The 25,154-nt window shown below is 42.8% G+C and carries 18 protein-coding genes, 1 pseudogene and 2 riboswitches; of the genes and pseudogenes, 11 read left to right on the forward strand and 8 right to left on the reverse strand.

All coding sequences use genetic code 11. From position 1 onward, the window contains the following. Positions 1 to 112 precede the first annotated feature (112 nt). Positions 113 to 2,077, forward strand: coding sequence for an LTA synthase family protein (locus ACTG7Q_RS06215; RefSeq protein WP_439241986.1), 1,965 nt, complete (start codon positions 113 to 115; stop codon positions 2,075 to 2,077). Between the two features lie 55 nt (positions 2,078 to 2,132). Here the strand turns inward: ACTG7Q_RS06215 and thiP are convergent, their stop codons facing one another. From thiP to uvrD, 4 genes are all read right to left on the reverse strand, one after another. Next, positions 2,133 to 3,800, reverse strand: coding sequence for a thiamine/thiamine pyrophosphate ABC transporter permease ThiP (thiP, locus tag ACTG7Q_RS06220; RefSeq protein WP_439241988.1), 1,668 nt, complete (start codon positions 3,798 to 3,800; stop codon positions 2,133 to 2,135). Continuing rightward, positions 3,776 to 4,789 carry a thiamine ABC transporter substrate binding subunit gene (gene thiB, locus ACTG7Q_RS06225; RefSeq protein ID WP_439241990.1) on the reverse strand — a complete coding sequence of 338 codons (1,014 nt, stop codon included), beginning with the start codon at positions 4,787 to 4,789 and terminating at the stop codon, positions 3,776 to 3,778. The genes thiP and thiB overlap by 25 nt, the downstream gene beginning before the upstream one ends. A gap of 56 nt (positions 4,790 to 4,845) precedes the next feature. After that, positions 4,846 to 4,954, reverse strand: a riboswitch (TPP riboswitch). 53 nt (positions 4,955 to 5,007) lie between these two features. Next, on the reverse strand, positions 5,008 to 5,880 hold the full coding sequence (gene rarD, locus ACTG7Q_RS06230; protein ID WP_439241992.1) for an EamA family transporter RarD: 873 nt from the start codon (positions 5,878 to 5,880) through the stop codon (positions 5,008 to 5,010). A gap of 26 nt (positions 5,881 to 5,906) precedes the next feature. After that, on the reverse strand, positions 5,907 to 8,117 hold the full coding sequence (gene uvrD, locus ACTG7Q_RS06235; RefSeq protein ID WP_439241994.1) for a DNA helicase II: 2,211 nt from the start codon (positions 8,115 to 8,117) through the stop codon (positions 5,907 to 5,909). A gap of 112 nt (positions 8,118 to 8,229) precedes the next feature. After that, a riboswitch (TPP riboswitch) is annotated at positions 8,230 to 8,331 on the forward strand. A 74-nt stretch (positions 8,332 to 8,405) separates the two neighbouring features. Here uvrD and ACTG7Q_RS06240 point away from each other — a divergent pair. Further along, positions 8,406 to 9,461, forward strand: a complete 1,056-nt coding sequence (locus tag ACTG7Q_RS06240) for an ABC transporter substrate-binding protein (protein WP_439241996.1) — start codon at positions 8,406 to 8,408, stop codon at positions 9,459 to 9,461. Here ACTG7Q_RS06240 and fdhD read toward each other — a convergent pair. Continuing rightward, the gene (gene fdhD / locus ACTG7Q_RS06245; protein WP_439241998.1) at positions 9,458 to 10,282 is read right to left on the reverse strand and encodes a formate dehydrogenase accessory sulfurtransferase FdhD; all 825 of its coding nucleotides are present in this window, start codon (positions 10,280 to 10,282) and stop codon (positions 9,458 to 9,460) included. The two genes, ACTG7Q_RS06240 and fdhD, sit on opposite strands and share 4 nt — an antisense overlap. Positions 10,283 to 10,615: 333 nt before the next feature. Here fdhD and fdnG point away from each other — a divergent pair, with 333 nt between their 5' ends. From fdnG to ACTG7Q_RS06290, 9 genes and pseudogenes are all read left to right on the forward strand, one after another. Next, positions 10,616 to 13,678 carry a formate dehydrogenase-N subunit alpha gene (fdnG, locus tag ACTG7Q_RS06250; RefSeq protein WP_439242000.1) on the forward strand — a complete coding sequence of 1,021 codons (3,063 nt, stop codon included), beginning with the start codon at positions 10,616 to 10,618 and terminating at the stop codon, positions 13,676 to 13,678. Continuing rightward, a pseudogene (fdxH, locus tag ACTG7Q_RS06255) lies at positions 13,678 to 14,571 on the forward strand (formate dehydrogenase subunit beta); the annotation flags it as partial. The gene fdnG and the pseudogene fdxH, both read left to right, overlap by 1 nt. Before the next feature lie 107 nt (positions 14,572 to 14,678). Then, on the forward strand, positions 14,679 to 15,380 hold the full coding sequence (locus ACTG7Q_RS06260; RefSeq protein WP_439242002.1) for a formate dehydrogenase subunit gamma: 702 nt from the start codon (positions 14,679 to 14,681) through the stop codon (positions 15,378 to 15,380). Between the two features lie 197 nt (positions 15,381 to 15,577). Beyond that, entirely contained in the window at positions 15,578 to 16,477 is a 900-nt protein-coding gene (gene fdhE / locus ACTG7Q_RS06265; RefSeq protein WP_439242004.1) for a formate dehydrogenase accessory protein FdhE, read from the forward strand. Between the two features lie 29 nt (positions 16,478 to 16,506). Then, the gene (locus ACTG7Q_RS06270; protein ID WP_439242006.1) at positions 16,507 to 17,322 is read left to right on the forward strand and encodes a pyridoxal phosphatase; all 816 of its coding nucleotides are present in this window, start codon (positions 16,507 to 16,509) and stop codon (positions 17,320 to 17,322) included. A gap of 119 nt (positions 17,323 to 17,441) precedes the next feature. Continuing rightward, positions 17,442 to 20,540 (forward strand): D-2-hydroxyglutarate dehydrogenase YdiJ, encoded by a 3,099-nt coding sequence (ydiJ, locus tag ACTG7Q_RS06275; RefSeq protein WP_439242008.1) that lies wholly within the window; start codon positions 17,442 to 17,444, stop codon positions 20,538 to 20,540. 7 nt (positions 20,541 to 20,547) lie between these two features. Then, the gene (locus ACTG7Q_RS06280; RefSeq protein WP_439242010.1) at positions 20,548 to 20,973 is read left to right on the forward strand and encodes a hotdog fold thioesterase; all 426 of its coding nucleotides are present in this window, start codon (positions 20,548 to 20,550) and stop codon (positions 20,971 to 20,973) included. Further along, on the forward strand, positions 20,966 to 21,937 hold the full coding sequence (hemH, locus tag ACTG7Q_RS06285) for a ferrochelatase (protein WP_439242012.1): 972 nt from the start codon (positions 20,966 to 20,968) through the stop codon (positions 21,935 to 21,937). Before ACTG7Q_RS06280 ends, hemH begins: the two co-directional genes overlap by 8 nt. Further along, entirely contained in the window at positions 21,930 to 22,181 is a 252-nt protein-coding gene (locus tag ACTG7Q_RS06290) for a hypothetical protein (protein WP_439242014.1), read from the forward strand. The genes hemH and ACTG7Q_RS06290 overlap by 8 nt, the downstream gene beginning before the upstream one ends. Before the next feature lie 66 nt (positions 22,182 to 22,247). On the opposite strand, the gene ACTG7Q_RS06295 is transcribed toward ACTG7Q_RS06290, so the two are convergent. The 3 genes from ACTG7Q_RS06295 to lpdA form a co-directional block, all read right to left on the reverse strand. Further along, positions 22,248 to 22,814 (reverse strand): hypothetical protein, encoded by a 567-nt coding sequence (locus ACTG7Q_RS06295; RefSeq protein WP_439242016.1) that lies wholly within the window; start codon positions 22,812 to 22,814, stop codon positions 22,248 to 22,250. 164 nt (positions 22,815 to 22,978) lie between these two features. After that, positions 22,979 to 23,515 carry an NlpC/P60 family protein gene (locus ACTG7Q_RS06300; protein ID WP_439242018.1) on the reverse strand — a complete coding sequence of 179 codons (537 nt, stop codon included), beginning with the start codon at positions 23,513 to 23,515 and terminating at the stop codon, positions 22,979 to 22,981. Positions 23,516 to 23,721: 206 nt separating this feature from the next. Next, entirely contained in the window at positions 23,722 to 25,146 is a 1,425-nt protein-coding gene (lpdA, locus tag ACTG7Q_RS06305) for a dihydrolipoyl dehydrogenase (RefSeq protein ID WP_439242020.1), read from the reverse strand. Positions 25,147 to 25,154: the final 8 nt, after the last annotated feature.

Consider the following 25,154-nt stretch of genomic DNA (forward strand, 5'->3'; position numbering starts at 1 on the left):
GTAAAGATAAACCAGTATTATATCCAAAAATTACGCTCGTTTTTGCCATTTTGCTAAAAATTTATAGATTTTCAGGAAACAAAGACAGGGATTAAATTCAAGGAAATTCACTATGTTCAAACGTATTTCAGGTCCTCTTTATCCTTTATTTATTTTTTTCCTCACCAATTTGATTCTCTTATCGATCAGCCGTGTTGCCCTTGGTTTATGGCAAAGTGAACGTATTGGTGAACTGGGAAATTGGTTCCAACTCCTTTTAAACGGTGTGCGTATTGATATTTCTGCACTCTGTTGGCTTTTTGCTCCGCTGATTATTTTAAGCGTTTTATTCAGTGGCAAAGGAAAAGCGGGACAGGTTGTTCAGTCTATCGTCAAAATTGGTTTGGTGATTGAAAGCACGTTCTTTTTATTTATGGAATTTGCCACACCGGCCTTTATTAATACTTACGATCTCCGTCCTAATCGCCTCTTTGTTGAATACTTATCTAGCCCGAAAGAAGTGTTTACCATGCTGTGGAATGGGCATTTAAGTGCTTTAATTTCTGCCCCCATTTTAACCGCACTTTGTGCCTTTTTATTTTGGAAATTGGCTAATTATGCCTTTAAAAATGTGGCTTACCCGAAATGGCATGGGAATTTAATCACTCGCCCGTTGGTCTTTTTATTAATCGGTGGGATCACCTTTTTAGGCGCCAGATCGAGTTTACAACATCGTGGGATTAATCCCGCTATGGTGGCTTTTTCACCCGATCCCTTGGTGAATTCCTTGGTGTTGAGTTCTGGCTATTCCTTGCTGTTTGCGGTGCAACAAATGAAAGACGAGGGCAACGCAGCGGAAATCTACGGGAAAATGCCATTAGAAGAAGTGATTAGCACCTTAAAATCTGTACGCAACCGCCCAGATTCCGATTATATTTCAACCGAATTACCAACACTTACCCACAACCAAGCTACCTATCAAGGCAAACCGAAAAATCTCGTGATTATTTTGGAAGAAAGCCTTGGCGCACAATTTATTGGTACATTAGGGGGCAAACCTTTATCGCCGAAAATTGATGAACTCGCTAAACAAGGTTGGTTATTTGAAAATTTATATGCCACCGGTACCCGTTCTGTACGAGGTATTGAGGCCGTCACGGCGAGCTTTACGCCAACGCCTGCCCGTTCCGTGGTGAAATTACCCGGCAGTCAACAAGGCTTTTTCACCATTGCCGAACTGCTCAGCCAACAAGGTTATCATACCTCTTTCATCTATGGCGGTGAAAAACACTTCGATAATATGGCGAGCTTTTTCTATGGCAATGGTTTCCAACAAATTATTGATGAAAAAGACTACGTCAATCCCAATTTCACCGGCACTTGGGGCGTCAGTGATGAAGATTTGTTTGCGAAAGCCCATGAAACCTTTAGTCAATTACACCAACAAGGCAAACCGTTTTTTAGCTTAGTGTTCACTTCAAGCAATCACGATCCCTTTGAATTTCCAGCGGATAAAATTGAACTCTACGAACAACCGCAAGCCACAAGAAATAATGCGGCGAAATATGCCGATTTTGCCACGGGACAGTTCTTTGAATTAGCCCAAAAAGCGGATTATTGGAAAGATACGATTTTCTTGATTATCGCTGATCATGATTCTCGTGTGGGTGGTGCCGCCTTGGTGCCAATTCAACATTTCCATATTCCGGCATTGATTTTGGGTAAAGACATTGCTCCAAAACGTGACCCTCGTTTAGTCAGCCAAATTGACATGCCAACGACGCTCCTTTCATTAATTGGCGTCAGTGGCAATTATCCAATGCTCGGCTATGATCTCACCCAACCCGCAGATCCAAACCGTGCCTTAATGCAATATGATAAAACCTTTGGTTACATGCGTATGCAAAATGGCCAGTTAGAGGCGGCGATTTTACAACAAGGTAAACCGGCCGAAAGCTATGTTTATGCGAAAGACAGCGCCACTTTAACCCCAATCGCCAACAATGAAACAATGCAAAAACAAGCCTTAGCCTACTCGCTATGGGGAAGTTATGCCTATAAATTGCATCTTTATCGTTCGGCGGAAACGAAGAAATAATGACATCAGGCGCCCAACTCGGGCGCCTGATTTTTATCTTAAACCTTATTAATAATTAGACAGATTTTTCGCTTTCCACCAAAGAAAACACGACAAAACAGCTCACTAACAACACCAATGCCGTCACGGCGCCCTCCTCGCCTCGATAGCTACCTAATTGTTGATAAAGCAAATAAGGCAAGGAACTAAAATCTTGATTGCCGAATAAGGCAATCGCCGTGAAATCCCCCAAGGACAAGCAACTCGCCAACGCAAAGGCATATTTCACCGGCTGACGCAAGGCTTGCCATTCAATCCATTTGAACCGTTGCCAACCTGTCACGCCGAGCGATTGGCAAAGGCGTTCATAATAAATCAGGTTATGTGTCATCGGCACCGCCAAAATTCGCATAACAAAAGGCAAGGCGAGTACGGCATTACATAAAATAATTAATCCAAATAATTGTGCGGTGGAAAATTGCCATTCTTTCAACAACAAAAATAAACCGGTTGCCAACATTAACATGGGAACAGCGAGCATGACCAAAGTAATATTGATCACGCCATTAGAAAAACGAGATAAGCCAATCCATTGTAATCGACGTGAAGATAATAACAGCCCTACCGCCAACAATAAGGCCAATAACGCAGATAAAGGGGCAAGGGTGAACGAATAGCCCATGGCTAGCCATAAAGCAGATTGTTGCCAAACAGATAATATGGCAGGGGAAAATACCGCACGACACAAGGTATTCAGTAAAGGGAGTAACAAAAAAACTGAAAACAACAGCAATAAAAAAACGTGGCCGAATTTCACCGCACTTGATTGTTTCGCCACCCAATACTGAGATTGATCTAACTGTGTTTCGGTATTTCGCCCTAACAACGTGCTTAAGGCAAATAATACAAAAAAGCAAATGCCTTGCAACAAGGCAAATTGCGTGGCTTTGGCTAAATCAAAATCAAAAATAATCGCCTGATAAATCGCCACTTCTAAGGTGGTAAATTTCGGCCCACCACCTAACACTAACACAATAGCAAAGCTCGTGAAACACAACATAAAAATCAACACAACGGCCGGCAAAATAGACTGACGCAAATAAGGCCATTCCACCCAACGGATAAACGCCCATCTGCGAATGCCTAATTGCGCAGCTAATTGATGTTGTTGAATGGGAATCCCCTGATAGGCTTGCAAAAATAACCGCATGGCCAAGGGAATATTAAAAAACAAGTGGGCAATCAAAATGCCACTGAGTCCGTAAATATCTGGTCGCCATATCACACCGAGCCACGCACAAAATTGCGCTAACCAACCCGAGGCGCCGTAAACGCCCAATATCCCAAACACCGCCACCAAGGAGGGCAATACAAAGGTGAGCGAGAACAGACGTAACAGCGCCTTTTTTCCCCAGAATGGTTGATAGAAAAACGCCCGAGCCAACCAAGCGCCAAAGAATACCGATAACAATGCGGATAAGCCCGCTTGCCAGAAACTAAAAAAGAGGACTTGGCGAACATAACGTCCCTCGGTCACGGCTTGCCATAACTGTTGCCACACATGCCCCTGTGAACTTTCACGTCCGAAGTCAAACACCGCAAACAGGCTATTGGCGTATAAGCTGAATAACAGCCCAAACACCAGTAGCCCGCTCACATAATGTCGTCCTTTTAACTGGCGAAAGGTTTGTTTACCTTGCGCCCAAAAAGCGGACAGGTTTATTGACTTAAGACCGCTTGCCATTGTTCCGTCCAGCCTTTGATCGCCTGATCGGTCAAGTTATCAAAGGGTAAGGCTTTCACTTCAAATTGATGGGCTTTCAGTTGATCAAAGTGCGGTTCAATTTTCGCTGAACTGACGGAAAGCATGACATTTTTCGGAATTAACACCTTTTGTGCCTCGGCGCTCACCATAAAATCAATAAATTTATCGGCACATTGATTCGCAGGGCTGTTTGGCTTATCAATTTTCGCCACGGTATCCACTTGATACAATGCAGCATCACTGAATTCGGTGGCCATATATTGATCGGTTTTATCATGTAATTGGTGATAAATCGGCGACGTGCTGTGGCTAAAGACTACATCCGCCTCCCCTTTTAAAAATGCCCCATAGGTTTCCGTCCAACCTTTTCCGACCGTTACCGTATGTTTCGCCAAAGTTTTCCATGCTTGTTCCACTTGATCTGGCGGATAAACTTGATTTAACCAAACCAAAAACCCCCGTCCCATACTGCTGGTGCGAGGATCTTGATAGATTACCCGCAAATCTTGGCGTTCCACTAATTCTTTCAAGGTTTTCGGCGGGTTAGTCAGTTTATTTTTATCATAAATAAAGGCAAACTGGCCAAATTCATAGGGAATAAAGGTTTGATCTTGCCAAGCAAAAGGCAAGGAAAGTGCGGTTAAATCCACCGCAGTTTTGGCAAATAAACCGCTTTTCTGTGCGGCCTCTTGTTGGAAATTATCCAATCCAATCACCACATCAGCCGGCGTTTTTTTACCGTCCACACGTAAACGGTTAAACATGGTATTACGACTATCAAAGACTTTATAGATAACGGAACATTGCGGGTTGGCACTTTCAAAAAGCTGTTTGACTTCATTGCCGGGTCCCCAATCCGCCCCAAAGAACTCCTCGGTATAGACGGTCAGTGGTTGTAAAGACGCCAATACGCTAGTGGAAATGGCAGAAAGTGCGGTGAAAAAAGACAGTGTTTTTACTCTAGACATAAAAAATCCTTTAATGATGATTAAAGGAATTTAAGTGCGGTCAAAATAGACAATATTTTTTGACGTTTCCCAAATCCCTACGCTGATATTACTCGGTTCAGGTTCTACGGGTATTTTCTCAGCCTGATTAACCTGATGGTTAACTCTGCACCCCGATGAGAACAACATTAGTTTAATCGTTTTTATGCGACTTTGACAACTAACTTGCTCATAAAACATTAACTTTTTTGCCGAATTCGCAACACACCGTCAAATATCAATAACAAAATAGAAATAAATAAGCCCGCCATTAACAGGTAAGAATCACTTTCTAAACGTTCGCCAATTAAAAATGACACGGTAAACATGCTAAAGGGTTCGAGGTAACTCAATAAACCAAATAAATTCATTGGCAAGGATTGGCTCGCCAACACATACACGCCTAAAGCCACCGCACCGACAATGCCTAATACCGCTAACCAAACATAAATATATGGATTTTGCGACTGAATCCAACTCATATCTGCTTGGCTTGCCAAATAAATGGAAATGGGTAACAACAGAATCATTTCCATCACAAAGCTAGAAAAATGTAAAATATTAAAACGCCGGCGAATCACAAAATACAGCGGATATCCCAAACAAGCCAAGGCACTTTCCCATGAAAATGTGCCTGATAAAATAATTTTGCTTAACACCCCAATGGCTGCAAACAACACCGCATAGGCTTTGATTTTGGAAATCCGTTCTTTGTATAAAAAGCGCCCAATCAACACCATAATTAACGGCATTAATAAATACCCCATGGACACTTCAATGGCTCGGTTATTCACTGGCGCCCACAAGAACAACCACATTTGGATCCCCATATTGGCACTCGTGACCAATAACACTAACCATAAATGGGGTTGATTTTTGAGCTGAATCAGAAATTGCAAGAATACCTGATGTTGTTTAATTACATAAAGCATAACCAGTAAAAAAGGCAACGTGACCAAGGTGCGCCAACCCAATAACACATCGCCCGCCATAGGTTGTAACACCGTTGAAAGGTAATAAATAACGCCAAATAACAACGACGCTGTGACGGAAAAAATTACCCCTTTTATCATAATTTCGCCTTTTATGCCTTATTTCGTTAAATCTGTTCTAACTTCGCCAAATGCGCAATCAGCCATTTAATTCCTTGCCCTTGGAAAGCAATTTGTAACCTGGTATTGTTGTCCTCACCCTCAATATTAATAATGGTGCCTTGACCAAATTTGGCGTGACGCACTTTCTGCCCTTTTTGCCAACCGCTGCCATGTGGTGCAAAAAGACGGTTATTTTGCACCGCACTTTGCGTGGCGTGATCGTCCACTTTTTGCTGATTATAGGCTCTCGTCACCGTGCCACGTAAACGAATGGTTTGTAAACAGGCTTCTGGCAGTTCATTAATAAAACGAGAGGGAAGATGTTGTTCTTGAGTATTATATAAACGGCGACTTTCCGCATAGCAAATCGTCAATTTTTGCTTGGCTCGGGTAATTCCTACATAGGCCAAACGGCGTTCTTCTTCCAATCGTTCTAAATCAAATAAGGATTGTTTACTTGGGAAAATCCCCTCCTCAACGCCCACCATAAATACCCGTGGAAATTCCAAGCCTTTGGCGGAATGCAAGGTCATCATTTGTACGCAAGATTGGTGTGGACTGGCTTGCTCCTCACCGGCCTCTAAGGAGGCATGGGTTAAAAAGGCGGTGAGATCGGTCATGTCCTCCGCCTCCGCAGGCTTAATAAATTCACGGGTGGCGGACACCAATTCTTCCAAGTTTTCGATCCGCACTTCGCCTTTATCGCCTTTTTCTTCTTGGTACATTTTATACAAACCAGATTGCTTAATCACAAAATCTGTTTGCTCAAATAAAGGCATTTGGCTGGTATCTAATGCCAAGGCGTTAATTAATTCCACAAAACGCAACAACGCCGTGGCCGCTCGTCCTGCCAATTTGTTATCGGTGATCGCCACTTGGGTCGCTTGCCACAGGGTAATTTGACGTTCACGAGTAAGTTCACGCAAGGTTTCCAAGGTGCGCTCACCAATGCCACGGGTTGGCGTGTTAATCACACGTTCAAAGGCTGCATCATCATGTGGATTATTCACTAAGCGTAAATACGCCAAGGCATCTTTAATTTCTTGCCGCTCGAAGAATCGCATACCGCCATAAATACGATAAGGAATATCCGCTCGAATAAAGGCCTCCTCCAACACCCGAGACTGGCTGTTGCTGCGATATAACACGGCGCAATCATGTAATTGTCCGCCATCTTCTAGCCAGATTTTCACTTGCGCCGACACAAACAAGGCCTCATCTAATTCATTAAATGCCGCATAGATCCCGACGGGTTCCCCTTGCTCACCACTGGTCCACAGGTTCTTGCCTAACCGATTGCTATTGTTGGTAATTAATTGGTTCGCCGATTGTAAAATATTGCCCGTTGAACGGTAATTTTGTTCTAACCGAATGGTTTGTGCTTGATGAAAATCACGTAAAAAACGTTGAATATTCTCAATTTGCGCCCCACGCCAACCGTAAATAGATTGATCATCATCCCCCACAATCATCACCTGACCCGTTTTGCCTGCGAGTAATTTGATCCACGCATATTGAATCGTATTAGTGTCCTGAAATTCATCCACCAAAATTTGACTAAAACGGCGTTGATAACTTTGTAAAATCAACGGATTATGCGCAAATAATTCATAGGCTCGCAACAAAATTTCAGCAAAATCCACCAAACCAGAACGATCACAGGTTTCTTGATAGATCTGATAAATCCGCACCCATTCTTGCGTTTCTCGGTTGTGGCTGACTTCAATTTGATGGGGGCGTAATCCCTCGTCTTTTTGCTTATTAATAAACCAACAGGCCTGTTTCGGCGGGAAATTTTTCTCGTCATAGCCGTGTAATTTCAACAGCCGTTTAACCAAGCGCAGTTGATCTTCACTGTCTAAAATTTGGAAATCCTGTGGCAATTTGGCGTCGGCATAATGGGAACGCAATAAACGGTGGGCAATGCTATGAAACGTCCCCACCCACATGGAAAATAGATTACGTTGCGAATATTGCGCCAAAGTAGATTGGATTCGCTGACGCATTTCGGCAGCGGCTTTGTTGGTAAAGGTCACCGCCATAATGCTCCCCTCGGTAATATTTTCTACCGCAACCAACCAAGCCACACGGTGCGTTAACACACGGGTTTTACCACTACCCGCCCCCGCTAACACAAGATAATTCCCCAACGGGGCGGAAACTGCCTCACGTTGTTTATCATTTAATCCATCCAGTAATTCTGAAATATCTGCCATAACGATCACTTTTATCTGTTTTTATTTACAGTGCAGTATAGCGAGTTTTTTCACGGAAAACAATTAAAATTTTATGCTTTACAACAACAAAATTCGATCATATAGTAAGGCTCGTAGTTAGTCGGGGTGCGACCCTTTTTTAATGAGTCGCTGAGAAAATACCCGTGAACCTGATACAGTTAATGCTGACGTAGGAAACTAACGGACGGAACATCAATCATCTTTTTGTCCCATTCTTAGCCAAATTCCTGTTAGCTTATTTTAATCATCAACATTAAGGATAAGTTAATGCAAAACCCTATCAAAACCAGTCTAAAATACACCGCACTTTGTACTGCTTTAGTGGCAATGAACCCCCTTTCTCATGCTTATGCAGAGGGCAAACTCACGGTATATTGCAGTGTGCAAAATACCACTTGCGAAAAAGTGACCCAAGCCTTTGCTAAAAAGTACAATGTGGACGCTAAATTTATCCGTGATAGCACGGGAATTGTGCTAGGCAAAATCAAAGCAGAAAAGAAAAATCCACAAGCCGACGTGTGGTATGGCGGTACACTAGAGCCACATTTGCAAGCAGCCGATCAAGGTTTGCTCGAACCCTATCGTTCCCCTTTACAAGCGGATGTGATGCCTCAATTTCAACCGCTGATGACCAAACTAAATCATCATATTTCCATTGTCTATTTAATGGAATTAGCGATCGGGGTAAACACGGAAAAACTGGCTAAATTAGGCATTCAAGCACCCAAATGCTTTGCCGATTTGCTCGATCCCGCTTTTCACGATCAGGTGCAATATCCCGATCCTCGGGTGTCTGGCACGGGCTATTCCTTTTTAAGTACCTTAGTGCAACTTTGGGGCGAAGAAAAAGCCTTTGATTATTTCCAAAAACTGCACCGTAACGTGACACAATATACCAAAAGCGGTTTAGCCACCAATCGCCTCTCCACGGGCGAAGTCGCCGTAGACATTAGCTTTATGCACAGTTATGTGAGAGAAAAAGACAAAGGCGCCCCTGTAAAAGGGATTTTACCGTGCGAGGGGGCAGGTTATACGTTGGGGGCGGCGAGTATCATTAAAGGGGCCAGAAATCCTGATAACGCCAAATTATTTATTGATTGGGTGATGAGTCCAGAGGCTCAGGAAATTCCATGGCGACAAGGTGATTCTTATCAAATCCCCACCAATATTCACGCTCAACCGTCACCCAAAGCAAGCGATCCGACAAAATTAAAACTCATTGATATTGATTTTATTCGTTTTGGTTCGGATAAAGAAAGTAAACGCCTGTTAGAAAAATGGTTCGAAGTCACCAAAACCCAATCGGATACGCCAAAAAATTAATCGTATTTTAACCGCACTTCGCCGTGATAAATCGTGGCTCGCCCTGTTCGTGCAAAACCGATCAGGGTGAGATCGCAATCTTGCGCCATGTTTACCGCAAGATCGGTGCTAGCCGAAATCGCCACCAGCATTTCAATACCGCAAGTCACGGTTTTTTGCACCATTTCATAACTGGCCCGACTGGTCACTAACACCAAGCCTTGGGGTTTGCCAGTTTTGGCGTGCCAACCTAACAATTTATCCAATGCCACATGTCGCCCCACATCCTCCCGAATCGCCAACAACTTGCCTTGCGGATCGAAAAACGCCGCCGCATGGGTTGACCCCGTTTGTTTGCCTAACATTTGCGCCTGTTGAATTTGCGTTAAACAGTCGTCTAATCGGTGAATATCAAAGGTCAACGTGCGGTGTAATTTTGCCAATTTTTTGCTCACTTGGCTTAATTGTTCTGAACCGCAAATACCGCAGCCTGTTCTGCCTGTCAAGGTACGGCGGTGTTCTTTCAAACGCATAAAACAACGGCTCGCCAATTCAATATGCACCTCAATACCTTGGCAACTTTCCACTCTGTCCACGCCATAAATATCCGCCGGCTTGTCAATAATCCCCTCGGTTAAAGAAAACCCATAAGCAAAATCCTCCAGATCGCTCGGCGTACACATCATCACGGTGTGAGAAATGCCGTTATAGACTAGAGCGACAGGGGTTTCTACGGCTAAAAAGTCTGCTTGGGTTTGTATTGTTAATTCTCCCTCTGAGGATTTTCTCAAAGTATGAATCTGACGTTGTTGGTATGCGGGAAAAGCGTTTGTTTGAAACATAGATTCTGTAAAATTGACCATTTTTAGATGTAAAGATTCTACCGATTAATCAAAGAAACTGCAATGTTAATCCAATTTGTTATGTTGACCCTATCCAACAATTGAGAATAATTATTATTCTATTGATTTTAGAAAGAATTTAATGTCAATTTTGTGATCTGCATCAACATTATTCACATGCTAAATCTGGATTTTTTTCTACAATTATTGTATGCTATAAGGTGATTTTTAACTTTTTATTAACAACAAAAGCGAAAAACGATGTCAATCGTTTTATAAGATTTTCATTTTATTTCTACCTCTATTTCCAACTTTGTTGGATAAGGATTATCTATGCAGATATCAAGACGTAAGTTCTTTAAAGTCTGTGCAGGTGGTATGGCGGGAACGTCTGTGGCGGCATTAGGTTTAATGCCCGCAACGGCGTTGGCTGCGCCTCGTGAATATAAACTTTTACGAGCCAAAGAAACACGCCAATCCTGTACTTACTGTGCGGTCGGCTGTGGGATGCTGATGTACAGTCTTGGTGACGGTGCAATGAATGCCCGTGGTAAACTCACTCACGTCGAGGGCGACCCTGATCATCCAGTGAGCCGTGGGGCGTTATGTCCGAAAGGGGCGGGCGTACTCGACTATGTCAACAGTCCAAACCGCTTGCAATACCCTGAATACCGTGCGCCGGGTTCCGATAAATGGGAACGCATTTCGTGGCACGAGGCTATTCATAAAGTCGCTCGTTTACTCAAAGATGACCGTGATGCCAACTGGCAATCGGTCAACGAAGAAGGGACGCCAGTCAATCGTTGGACAACCACGGGGCTATTAGCCGCCTCAGCGGCCAGTAACGAAACCTGTATGCTGACCCATAAATTCGGGCGTGCATTGGGGATGTTAGTTTTAGACAACCAAGCGAGTACCTGACACGGACCAACGGTAGCAAGTCTTGCTCCAACATTTGGTCGCGGTGCCATGACAAATCACTGGGTTGACATTAAAAATGCAGATGTCGTTATCGTGATGGGCGGTAATGCCGCAGAGGCTCACCCTGTGGGTTTCCGCTGGGTCATTGAAGCCAAAAAACATAATAAAGCCAAATTAATGGTGGTGGATCCCCGATTTAACCGTACAGCAGCGGTAGCGGATTTCTATTCGCCTATTCGTTCAGGTACGGATATTACACTCTTATTAGGTGTCATTAAGTATTTGTTAGACAACGATAAAATTCAACACGAATACGTAAAACATTATACCAATGCCAGTTTCTTGATTAACGACGGTTTTGGTTTTGAAGATGGTCTATTCACTGGCTATGATGCTGAAAAACGTAGCTATGATAAATCCACGTGGTCCTATCAATTAGATGAAAACGGTCAACCGAAACGGGATATGACCTTACAACATCCACGTTGTGTCATCAATCTCTTGAAACAACACGTGCAACGTTACACCCCTGAAATGGTAGAACGTATTTGTGGTACCAAACAAAAAGCGTTCTATGAATTTGCTGAAACCATTGCCTCCACCGCCGCCCCTGATCGGGCAGCGTCGTTCTTGTATGCTTTAGGTTGGACACAACACACTGTCGGCACACAAAATATTCGTTCGATGGCCATGATCCAATTGTTATTAGGTAACATTGGCGTGTCTGGTGGTGGTGTCAATGCGTTACGTGGACACTCTAACGTACAAGGCTCTACGGATATGGGCTTGTTCCCAACCATGTTGCCGGGTTATATTCCGTTGCCAACAGAGAATGATGTGAGCCTTGAGGCGTTCTTGAAACGGATTACCCCAAAAGCTACCGTAGAGGGGCAGATGAACTACTGGCAAAACACACCGAAATTTATGGTGAGTATGCTCAAAGCGTTCTATGGGGATAACGCCACCAAAGACAATGAATTTGGTTATCACAATTTGCCAAAACAGTACAAAAAGAAACTGGATCACTTGCAATTTATTGATTTAATGGATCAAGGCAAAATCAACGGTTATATCTGTCAAGGTTATAATCCGTTAGCCTCTTATCCTGATAAAAATAAGATTTCAAGTGCGTTGCGAAAATTGAAATTCTTGATTATTTGTGACCCATTGGCGACAGACACCTCTGAGTTCTGGAATTTCCACGGTGAATTTAATGATGTGAATCCAGCGGATATTCAAACAGAAGTGATTCGTTTACCAACCATTTGTTTCGCCGAAGAAGATGGCTCCATTGCTAACTCTGGCCGTTGGTTACAATGGCACTGGAAAGCCGCCGAGCCACCAAAAGAGGCTAAACCGGATGTGGATATTTTATCTGAAATCCGTGAAGTGATGTTGGAAATGTATCATAAAGAGGGCGGTCCATCAGTGGAAACCATTGAGGCCATGACATGGAACTACGCTAATCCGCTTGAACCAAAAGCCGACGAACTGGCCAAAGAAAACAATGGTTATGCGTTGGAAGATCTGTATGACGCACAAGGTAATTTGATTGCGAAAAAAGGCGATCTGTTATCCAGTTTTGCCCAATTACGTGATGATGGCTCAACGTCGTCCGTGATTTGGATTTATACGGGTCAATGGACACCAAAAGGCAATATGATGGCCAATCGGGATAATAGCGACCCATCAGGCTTAGGTAACACCCTTGGTTGGGCGTTTGCTTGGCCGTTGAACCGCCGTATTGTGTATAACCGTGCGTCGGCTGACTTAGCAGGCAATCCATGGAATCCAAAACGTCAGTTAGTGAAATGGAACGGTAAAAACTGGAACTATGTGGATATTGCCGACTTCGGTACGGCACCGCCAAATAGCAATGTGACGCCATTTATTATGCAACCAGAGGGTGTGAGCCGTTTATTCTCGTTGGATAAAATTGTAGAGGGGCCATTCCCTGAACATTACGAACCGATTGAAACGCCGATCGGCACCAATCCATTGCATCCAAATGTGGTGTCTAACCCTGTGGCACGAATTTTGGAAAATGATAAAGCCAGTTTCGGTCATTCTGATGAATTCCCTTATGTAGGCACCACTTATCGTTTAACCGAGCATTTCCACTTCTGGACCAAACAATCCATGTTAAATATGATTGCTCAACCAGAGCCGTTTGTGGAAATCAGTGAAGACTTGGCGGCTGAAAAAGGCTTGAAACAAGGCGACACCGTGAAAGTAAGCTCGAAACGTGGTTTTATCAAAACCAAAGTCGTGGTGACCAAACGAGTTAAATCCCTTGATGTAGATGGCAAAAAAATCCATACCGTGGGGATTCCAATTCATGGTGGTTTCTCCACCGTGGGTAAAAAATCGTTCTTGGTGAACACCTTAACGAGCCGTGTCGGTGATGCCAACACCCAAACGCCAGAATATAAAACATTCTTGGTTAACATTGAAAAAGTATCGGAGGCCGCATAATGACAGTACAAGAACAAAGCATTGTTAAAAGCTCAGCAACTTCTTTTGTGACTCCCCCGCCGCATGCTCGTTCGCATGTGGTGGAAGTAGCAAAACTGATTGATGTCACCACCTGTATTGGCTGTAAAGCCTGTCAGGTGGGCTGTTCAGAATGGAACGATATTCGTACTGCACCACAAGAATGTGTCGGGATTTACGACAACCCTATCGATCTGGATGCGGAACAATGGACGGTAATGCGATTCCAAGAAGTGGAGGAAAATGATCGTCTAGAATGGTTGATCCGCAAAGACGGTTGTATGCACTGTACCGAACCGGGCTGTTTAAAAGCCTGTCCATCACCGGGGGCGATTATTAAATACGCTAACGGTATTGTGGATTTCCAATCAGATAAATGTATTGGTTGTGGTTATTGTATTGCAGGCTGTCCGTTCAACATTCCACGGATGAATCCAAAAGACAATCGTGTTTATAAATGCACCCTTTGCGTGGATCGGGTCAATGTGGGACAAGAACCGGCTTGCGTAAAAACCTGCCCAACCGGTGCAATTCGTTTTGGTTCGAAAGAAGACATGTTGCATTATGGCGAAGAACGTGTGAAAGAACTCAAAACACGTGGCTACGAAAATGCCGGCATTTACGATCCTGAGGGCGTGGGTGGCACGCATGTTATTTATGTTTTACATCATGCGGATAAACCTGAACTGTATTCTGGCTTGCCAAAAAATCCAAGCGTGGATCTTTCTGTGGAAATCTGGAAAGACTTGCTCAAACCTGCCGCAGCCGTGGCAATGGGTGGTTTATTACTCGCCGAAGTCGCTCACTATGTAAGCGTTGGACCAAACGTGGAAGAAGATGTTCATGATCATTTTGAAAAATTTGAACAAGAAGATCGTGAAATCGCCGAACGTAAGGCCCAGAAAAAACGAGAAAAAGAAGAACAGAAAGCCAAGAAACAGCAAGAAAAACTGGCGAAAAAAGCCAACAAGGGGGATAAATAATGAGTGAACATGAAAAACTGACGGAAATTACGCAAGATACACGTATTATTCGTCATAAAGCCCCTGCTCGTGTGGCACATTGGCTGTTGGTGATTTGCTTTTTCACCACCGGCTTATCAGGTTTGGCCTTTTTCTTCCCTGACTTTGCGTGGCTAACTTACATTCTCGGTACGCCTGCCATTGCTCGTGCGGTACACCCATTCACGGGCATTTTAATGTTTGTCGCCTTTATTATTATGGTGCTGACTTATTGGCATCATAATATTCCAGAGAAAAATGATATTCGCTGGTTAAAGGGCACCAAACAGGTATTACTCGGTCATGAGCATGATGTGGCTTACAACGGCAAATACAATCTCGGCCAAAAAATGTTATTCTGGACCTTGATTTTAGCCATGTTTACCTTGCTTGCAACAGGGATTATTATGTGGCGTCAATACTTCAGTCATAACTTCTCGATTCCGGTAATTCGTATTGCGATCCTGCTCCACTCTGCCAGTGCCTTTGCCTTGTTTACAGGGATTATGGTACACATGTATATGGCGTTTTGGGTGAAAGGATCCATTCGTGGTATGGTCGAGGGGTGGGTCACCGTACGCTGGGCGAAAAAACACCACCCGAAATGGTTTAAGGAAGAAGTGTTACCAGAGCTTGAAAAAGAAGTGGCGGAGAATAAAAAAGCTGCTCAAGTGGCTGAGTAAGCCGATTACTTCTCCCCCAAAAAAGTCCCCTCTCCCCTTGGGAGAGGGTTAGGGTGAGGGTAAAACAAAACCGAAGATTAAGATAACCCTCACCCCAGCCCTCTCCCAGAGGGAGAGGGGGTATAAATTACTTCAAAAGTGCGGTAGAATTAACCGCACTTTTTTACATAAAAAGAAACCCGATTAACGAGAACATTATGGCAATCCGAATACTCCCAGAAAATGAAATCAAACAAATAGCAAGTTCCTTTCAACAGCCACCTTTGCTGTTTGCCAACACTAAAAATATCTACGAACGCCGAGCTAAGCGCTTACGTGATTTAGCTCAAGATCATCCGTTCGCTGATTATCTTGAATTTGCGGCCAAAATTGTGGATGCACAACTATTAATTTTACAAGAAAATCCACTCACCAAACCCGCTGAAATCACCGCTGACATTCAGCCATTAAACGTAAAAACTTGGCAACGTAGTCTACAATGGCGTGATTATTTAACCGCACTATTAAGCGAAATCAAACCAGAGGCCAACGAACAAATGCTAGGCACTATCGACAGCCTAGAAAAAGCCGCCACGGAAGAAATCGAACAGTTGGCCGATAAATTACTGGCACAAGATTATGCCCAAGTCAGTAGCGATAAAGCCGTGTTTATTTGGGCTGCATTATCGCTGTATTGGTTACAACTCACCCAATATCTGTCACACAATACACAACAAGAAAGTAGCGAGGGCTTGCACTACTGCCCAGTTTGTCAATCTGCCCCCGTGTCTAGCATTATTCACTTCGGCACCGAACAAGCCTTACGCTATTTGCACTGTTCCCTATGCGAAAGCGAATGGAACGTGGTGAGAGCCAAATGCACCAACTGCGACCAATCCAAAGAATTGGAATATTGGATGCTCGACAAAGATCAATCTGCGGTACGCACTGAAAGTTGCGGTGGTTGCCATAGCTATTTGAAAATCCTGTATCAAGAAAAAGACCCTTATGTGGAAGCCGTCGCCGACGATCTCGCCAGTATTTTCTTAGATATTGAAATGGAAGAAAAAGGCTTTGCCCGTAGCGGGGTAAATCCGTTTATGTTCCCCGCAGAATAGATTTAATTTTACACTTTAAGGATAACAACATGACATACAAAGTAATCGCCTTTGATTTAGACGGCACCTTGCTCAATACCAAAGGGCAAATTTTAGACAGTAGCAAACAAGCCATTGCGGCGGCTCGAGCCAAAGGCGTAAAAGTGGTGATTGTGACGGGACGCCATCACACCGCCGTCAAACCTTATTACCATGAATTACAATTAGACACCCCGATTGTTTGCTGTAACGGGACTTACATTTATCACCCCGCCACAGACGAAGTAGAATTGGCTAATCCGCTTTCTGCTCGCCAATGTGAAACTGTGTTAAAAATTGCGGAGCAACATCATTTGGATTTATTGATGTACAGCCGTGATGCCATGAATTACGAAAAATTGAATGATCACATGACCAAATTTACCCAATGGGCGGCAAGTTGTCCTGAGCATGTGCGTCCAAATGTGCGTCAAGTGAGCGATTTTGCGGAAATTTTCCATCATCCAAAAGAACAAATCTGGAAATTTGTGATCAGCTCGCCAAATCGTGCGGATATGGAAAGTGCGGTGCAAAATTTGCCGGTTTCTGAATTTAGTTGCGAATGGTCTTGGATTGACCGTGTGGATATTGCGAATAATGGCAATAGCAAGGGCGGAAAATTGTTAGATTTACTCAAACAATGGCAAGTGGATCCGCAAGAAGTGATTGCCTTTGGCGATAACCACAATGACACCAGTATGCTCACCGCTGTCGGTTATGGCGTGGCTATGGGCAATGCGGAGCAAGAAGTCAAAGATCAAGCAAAATTTGTGACGACGGCGAATGATGAAAATGGTATTGCCGACCTGTTGGCAAAATTACTGTAATCTCACTGCGTATGGCACAAACTAAAACTTGTGCCATACAAATAAAACTTGTCCTTTTCTATTCCGTCTAATATGCTAAAATCCGCATTGTTTACTTTTTATTTTACTCGAGTGATTTTATGCTACCCCGTTTGAAAGATATTCCTCAGATCAATCCCCTTGTCGTCGACTATTTGAATGATTTACGGCGACAAGCCTTTGAGGGAGATGTGGCCTCTCATTATGCGGATCGTTTAAGCCTTGCCACCGATAACAGTGTTTATCAACTGTTACCGCAAGCCATTTTATTTCCGAAATCCGTGACAGATGTGGTGCGTTTAACCAAGTTAGCGCAACAAGAAAAATACCAAACGCTGACATTCACGCCTCGTGGTGGCGGAACGGGAACCAACGGGCAATCACTGAATAACAATATCATTGTGGATCTTTCTCGTCACATGACGGGGATTTTAGAACTCAACGTGGAACAGCGTTGGGTACGAGTGCAAGCGGGCGTGGTGAAAGATCAGCTTAACCAATATCTTAAACCGCACGGCTTATTTTTTGCGCCAGAACTCTCCACCAGTAACCGAGCCACGCTCGGCGGTATGATTAACACCGACGCCTCAGGACAAGGATCCTTGCAATATGGCAAAACCTCCGATCATGTGTTGGGCTTGCGTGCGGTGTTGATGAATGGTGAAATTTTAGACACAACTGCTGTAAAAACCGAGGGATTTTCTGATCATTTGCCTGACACTTTGTCGGCCCAAGGTCGTCATTTACATCAAGAAATTTTTACCCGTTGCCAAGCCAAACGGCAAGCTATTTTGCATGATTTGCCGCAATTAAACCGTTTTTTAACCGGTTATGATCTGAAAAATGTCTTTAATGATGACGAAAGCGAATTTAATTTAACCCGAATTTTAACCGGCTCCGAGGGCTCTTTGGCGTTTATTTGTGAGGCGGTGTTAGATCTCACGCCAATTCCCCAATATCGCACCCTGATTAATGTGAAATATCGTTCCTTTAATTCTGCCTTACGGAATGCCCCGTTTATGGTGCAAGCCAATGCGTTGTCGGTGGAAACCGTGGACAGTAAAGTGTTAGGCTTGGCAAAAGAAGATATTGTGTGGCATTCGGTTAAAGATTTGCTCAAGGAAGAGGAAGATAATCCAATTTTAGGTTTGAATATCGTGGAATATGCGGGCAATAATCAGGTAAAAATTCAGCAATTTGTCACCGCACTTTGTGAACAATTAGACCACAAAATCGCCCATCAACAAGACGATATTATCGGTTATCAAGTCACCCATGATTTGACCTCCATTGAGCGCATTTATGCTATGCGCAAAAAAGCGGTGGGCTTGCTTGGCAATGCCAAAGGTTGGGCTAAACCCATTCCTTTTGTGGAAGATACCTGTGTGCCACCGGAAAATTTAGCCGATTATATTTTAGAATTTCGTGCGTTGCTTGATAGCCACAATTTACAATATGGCATGTTTGGCCATGTGGATGCGGGCGTTTTACATGTGCGTCCCGCCTTGGATTTAACGGATATTGAGCAAGTGAAATTGTTCAAACAAATTTCCGATCAAGTAGCCGACATGACCCGAAAATACGGCGGGTTAATTTGGGGCGAACACGGCAAGGGCATTCGTTCTTACTATGGTGAGAAATTTTTTACCCCTGAACTGTGGCAAGAATTGCGTTATGTGAAAACCTTATTTGACCCCCAAAATCGGTTAAACCCCGGTAAAATTTGCATGCCGTTAGACTGTACGGACAAGCTGTATGGTTTGCTTTCGCCAATGCGTGCCGATCAAGATCGACAAATTCCAATTAAAATGCGGGAAGAATTTAAAGGCGCCATGAATTGTAATGGCAACGGATTGTGCTTTAATTTTGATGTACATAGCGTGATGTGTCCGTCCATGAAAGTGAGCAAAAATCGGGTGTTTTCGCCGAAAGGGCGGGCAGCAATGGTGCGTGAATGGTTGCGTTTAATGGCAAATGAACAGGTTCAACCGGAGCAATTAGAATTCAAAAAATCGTCCATTAAACTGGCCGAATTTGTGCAAAAAATCCGCCATTCTTTCAAGCAAAAACAGGAATATGATTTTTCCCACGAAGTCAAATTTGCCATGGATACCTGTTTGGCGTGCAAAGCCTGCGCTAGCCAATGCCCAATTAAAATTGACGTGCCAAGTTTCCGTGCCAAATTCTTCTATTTTTATCATCAACGCTATTTGCGCCCCGCTAAAGATTATGTGGTGGCGAATTTAGAAATTGCCGCCCCTTATATGGCGAAAGCGCCGCAATTTTTTAATTTTTTCACCCAATTAAAACCGGTGCAAAAAATGGTGGAAAAAACCTTAGGCATGGTGGATTTACCACTGTTATCACAACCGAATTTACAACAACAATTAGTGGAAATTGGCTATCAGGGGAAAACCTTGGAACAGTTGGAAAACCTATCCGAGGTTGCCAAAGCCAATATGTTGTTGATCGTACAGGATCCTTATACCTCTTATTATGATGCCAAAGTGGTACGTGATTTTGTCGCTTTGTGCCAAAAACTTGGCTATCAGGCAATTTTGTTACCTTTTAAACCGAATGGCAAAGCGCAACATATCAAAGGCTTTTTAGGGCAATTTGCTCGCACTGCCAAACATCAAGCTGACTTTTTAAATCGTGTGGCAAAATTAGGCATGCCGTTGGTGGGCGTGGATCCCGCCATTGTGCTGTCCTATCGGGACGAATATAAGGAAACCTTAGGCGAAGATCGAGGGGAATTTCAAGTTATCACCGCTCACGAGTGGCTAATGTCACAACTGCATTCCACCCAGATTGAAAGTGCGGTGAAAAAATTGCAAGATTTTCACCGCAGTTTAAAGCCAGAAACCACAAAAGAAAATTGGCAATTATTTGCGCATTGTACCGAATCCACGTTAATGCCAACCAGTCCGCAACAATGGCAACAAATTTTTGCGGCCTTTGGTGAAACCTTGCAAGTGCAAAATGTCGGTTGTTGTGGCATGGCTGGCGTATTCGGCCATGATGTGAATAATCAAGCCATGTCAAAAGCTATTTATCAGCAATCTTGGCAAACGAAATTACAAGGCAAAAATCCAGAACGCTGTTTAGCCACGGGTTATTCTTGCCGTAGCCAAGTGAATCGTTTTGACCATTTTAAGCCAAAACACCCCGTTCAAGCATTATTAACGTTATTTAATTAGGAAAATTATGAGTATTTGGAAACGTGAATTTACCCTTGATGATCTCAATCAAGCCTGTATCAACTGTGCTGTTCAACATTTAGGCATTGAATTTAGTGCCAAAGGCGAAGATTGGCTTGAAGCCCGTATGCCCGTCAATGAAAAAACCATGCAACCCGTCGGAATTTTACATGGTGGGATTTCCGCCGCCCTCGCCGAAACCGTGGGATCGGCAGCGGGACATTGTTGCACAGAAAACCAACAAGCTGTGGTGGGGGCAGAAATCAATGCCAGCCATTTACGCCCTGTGTATAAAGGCGAAACCGTCACGGCACGGGCTACCGCAGTAAAAATTGGCCGTACCTTACAGATTTGGCAAATTGATATTCGCAATGAAGAACATAAACTCTGTTGCGTTTCTCGTTTAACCCTTTCGGTGATCCATAATGAATAAAAAAGTCGGTGTATTACTCGCCAATCTCGGCACGCCTGACGCCCCCACAGCGCAAGCGATCAAACCCTATTTACGCCAGTTCTTAAGTGATCCTCGTGTAGTGGATTTACCCAAATGGCGTTGGTGGCCTATTTTAAATGGCCTCATTCTCCCGAAACGATCTAAGCGTGTTGCCAAAAACTATCAAGCCGTATGGACAGCGCAAGGTTCTCCCCTACTGGCTACTAGCTTACAACAAAAACAGGCGTTGCAAGATTATTTTACGGATAAAAATCAAAATATTATCGTTGAACTTGGCATGACCTACGGCAATCCAAGCATGCAAAGTGCGGTGCAAAATTTGTTAGATTTACAGGTGGAAAAAATCATTGTGTTACCGCTGTATCCGCAATACAGCAGCACCACCACGGCCTCTGTATTGGACGCCTTTGCGCAAGCCCTAAAAAGCCAACGCCATATTGTGCCGTTTGAATTTATTCACTCTTATCATTTAGATGAACATTATATTAACGCTCTCGCCAACAGTATTCGAGCACAAATGCAAGAGGATGACTTTTTGCTGTTTTCTTATCATGGCATTCCCGTTCGCTATGAACAGCGAGGTGATTATTACCCTGAACATTGTCGCCAAACCACCTTGGCCGTGGTGGATAAATTAGGACTGGTGGAAACCCAATGGAACATGACGTTCCAATCTCGTTTTGGTAAAGAAGAATGGTTACAACCCTACACAGATGAATTTATGCAAACCGCAGCCAAAAATGGCATTGAAAAACTGGCCGTCATTTGCCCTGGTTTTTCAGCAGATTGTTTAGAAACCTTAGAAGAAATTGACCAAGAAAACCGAGGCTATTTCTTGGAAAACGGGGGCAAACGCTATCAATATATTCCCGCCTTAAATGCCAGCAAGGCACATATTGAAATGATGGCAAATTTGGTGAACAGTCGTTTAGCGCGTGATTAGTGATGAAAAAGATATTGAAAATTTATTTCATGTGATGAATGTGGTGGCAAATTTGGTGCAGAATTTGGAAGAAAAAAAGGAACAGGCTAAAAAGCAACAGCAGGAAATTAAAACTGGTCAGCAGTTTAATTTGCAACAGTTGAATATGTTGAAAGGGTTTGAATTAGTTCAATATGTAATTCAGCATTTAACAGAGCCTAGTGAATGGAAGAAAGTTGATGTAGAAACACAAATTTTGTTATAGGCTCAAATTATTGCTTTTTACTTTTTAAAAAGATTCGAGCCTATAATAAATTATTGCCTTTTTTAGTTATATTCCATATTGAGTAATTTTAATATAATTATTCATAATTTCTAAGGTTCTATGTTTTTCTGCTGAACCTGTTTTAAATAACTTCTGATTTTCTGGACTGACTTTGAATTTATCAAAAATAGAGATTATTTTTTTATCTATGTCAATTAAGTCATTTATTATGCTATTATTATAGAATTTATTATTTAAAATTTGTTCTAAGTAATCACCTCTAACTTTTAATAGTTCTTCAAGTTGAGAATAATTTTTTATAGCATGTAAATTATCTTCTAGTGCAAAATTAAAGTTTTCAATTTTTTTTGTAAATTCCTTAATTCCGATCAATTCATTAGAATTTAATGGTTTAATTAAATCTTTGTAAGTGTAAGTTTTTCCCCTGAATGTACTTTTTATATTTTTCATTTCTTGAGTAACTTCACCATATTTAAATAGTTTGCTGCCATCAGGTGTGCAATATGACTCTTTTGGAAGGTACAGATCATTACAACCATAAGCAAAAACATTTTGTGAAATTAAAAATAAAGAACCACAAATTAAACCTAATTTAATTTTATTACTGAGCATATTAAACTCCTTTTTTATTATATTTATTTTTTATTTTGATGTTACCGTAGATAAAAATAAATACAATAGTTTTTTAGAAAATAGTTGATGTTTTTTAAATAGGTTTATATTTAAATAATCATCAAGGTTATCAACACATTGGTAAAATAGCGATAACCGTTCTTTTACAGAATACGGCGAGATTGGGTGTAGGTTCTGGCCCAATAATTTTCACTTAATGAACTTATGATGACCCCCTGACTCGTACTGGCGTGCATAAAGCGCCCATTTCCCATATAAACCCCCACATGACGATTTTTACGGAAAAACACTAAATCCCCTTTCTTTAATTCGTTCTTTTGAATTCGCTTGCCTAAATATTGCTGTTCAGAAGTTGAGCGTGGCAACGTCATACCAAAGGCTATGGCAAAGGTTTTTTGCATAAACGCAGAACAATCGATACCACGTGATCCCGTACCACCTAAACGATAGCGAGTTCCCGCCCATTGGTTGTAAACGGATTCTAGATTTTTATATTGTGCGGGCGAATGAGATGAACTCGTCAACACATTCAAATTGGGTTTATTGGTTTTCAAGCCCACAATTAAATGGGTCAATTCAGCATCGTCTGATTGACTAACCGCCTTGGCCTGTGGCCTCGAACTCGTTGAGCAAGCCGTCAACATCAGCAAGCTGACTAACATTAATATCTTCTTTAACATAATTATCTATTCAAAATCAAAAACATCTTGAATACTACCCGATTATATTCATAATAGCCAGACTTTATTCATGATTTATGCAAATTTTACGGTAAATTTCTCATTTTTATTCAAGTTATGGCCTAAACAAAAAAGAAAAATCTAAAAAAAATCACCGCACTTTAAAAAAGTGCGGTGCCTATTTTATTATTTTTTAGCGCAAAACATTATTTTTTCTTCGCTTTTGCATTTGGTAAGTCAGTAATTGATCCCTCAAAGACTTCCGCCGCTAAACCAACAGATTCATGTAAAGTTGGGTGAGCATGAATGGTTAACGCAATGTCTTCCGCATCACAACCCATTTCAATGGCTAAACCGATTTCACCTAACAATTCACCGGCGTTGGTGCCGACAATGGCGCCCCCTAAAATACGGTGGCTGTCTTTATCGAAAATCAACTTGGTCATACCATCTGCACAGTCAGAGGCAATCGCACGACCAGACGCCGCCCATGGGAAGTTGGCCACTTCGTAGTTCAGATTTTCCGCTTTACATTCTTTTTCGGTTTTACCGACCCAAGCCACTTCTGGCTCAGTATAAGCAATAGATGGAATCACTTTCGGATCGAAGTAATGTTTTTTGCCTGCAATCACTTCGGCTGCCACATGTCCCTCGTGAACACCTTTATGCGCTAACATTGGTTGACCCACGACGTCACCAATCGCATAAATATGTGGCACGTTAGTACGCATTTGTTTGTCGGTGCGAATGAAACCACGTTCATCTACTTCGATACCTGCTTTTTCGGCCTCGATTAATTTACCGTTTGGCGTACGACCAATCGCCACTAACACGGCGTCATACACACGAGTTTCGTTGGCGCCTTTGCCCTCCATGGAAACGTGAATACCATCTGCTTTGGCTTCCACGGCCGTCACTTTGGTTTCAAGTAACAGGTTGAATTTTTTCTCAATGCGTTTGGTGTAGATTTTCACAATGTCTTTATCTGCGGCAGGGATCACTTGATCAAACATTTCCACCACATCAATTTGTGAACCTAACGAACTGTACACGGTCCCCATTTCTAAACCGATAATACCACCACCCATGACAAGCAAACGTTTTGGCACTTCACGTAATGCAAGGGCATCTGTGGAATCCCAAACACGTGGATCTTCATGTGGAATAAACGGTAATTGAATTGGGCGTGAACCCACGGCAATAATCGCATTATCAAATTTGATTGTGGTTGGGTTGCCCTCACGGTCTTTCGCCTCTAACGTGTGGCTATCGACAAATCTTGCCCAACCCTCAACAACGTTCACTTTACGCATTTTGGCCATGCCCGCTAAACCGCCCGTTAAGCGGCTAACCACACCGTCTTTACCGGCACGCACTTGGTCTAAATCAATGGTCGGTTCGCCAAAAGAAACCCCATGATGTTCAACATGTTTCGCATCTTCGATCACTTTGGCAACGTGTAATAAGGCTTTAGATGGAATACAACCCACGTTCAAACAAACCCCACCTAAAGTGGAATAACGTTCAACAAGCACGGTTTCTAAACCTAAGTCTGCACAACGGAAAGCCGCTGAATAACCCGCAGGACCCGCACCTAATACGACGACTTGTGTTTTAATTTCTTTACTCATGTGTTCTC

This window comes from Lonepinella sp. BR2474, from assembly GCF_051851555.1.
In the GTDB taxonomy this organism is placed as follows: Bacteria; Pseudomonadota; Gammaproteobacteria; order Enterobacterales; family Pasteurellaceae; genus Lonepinella.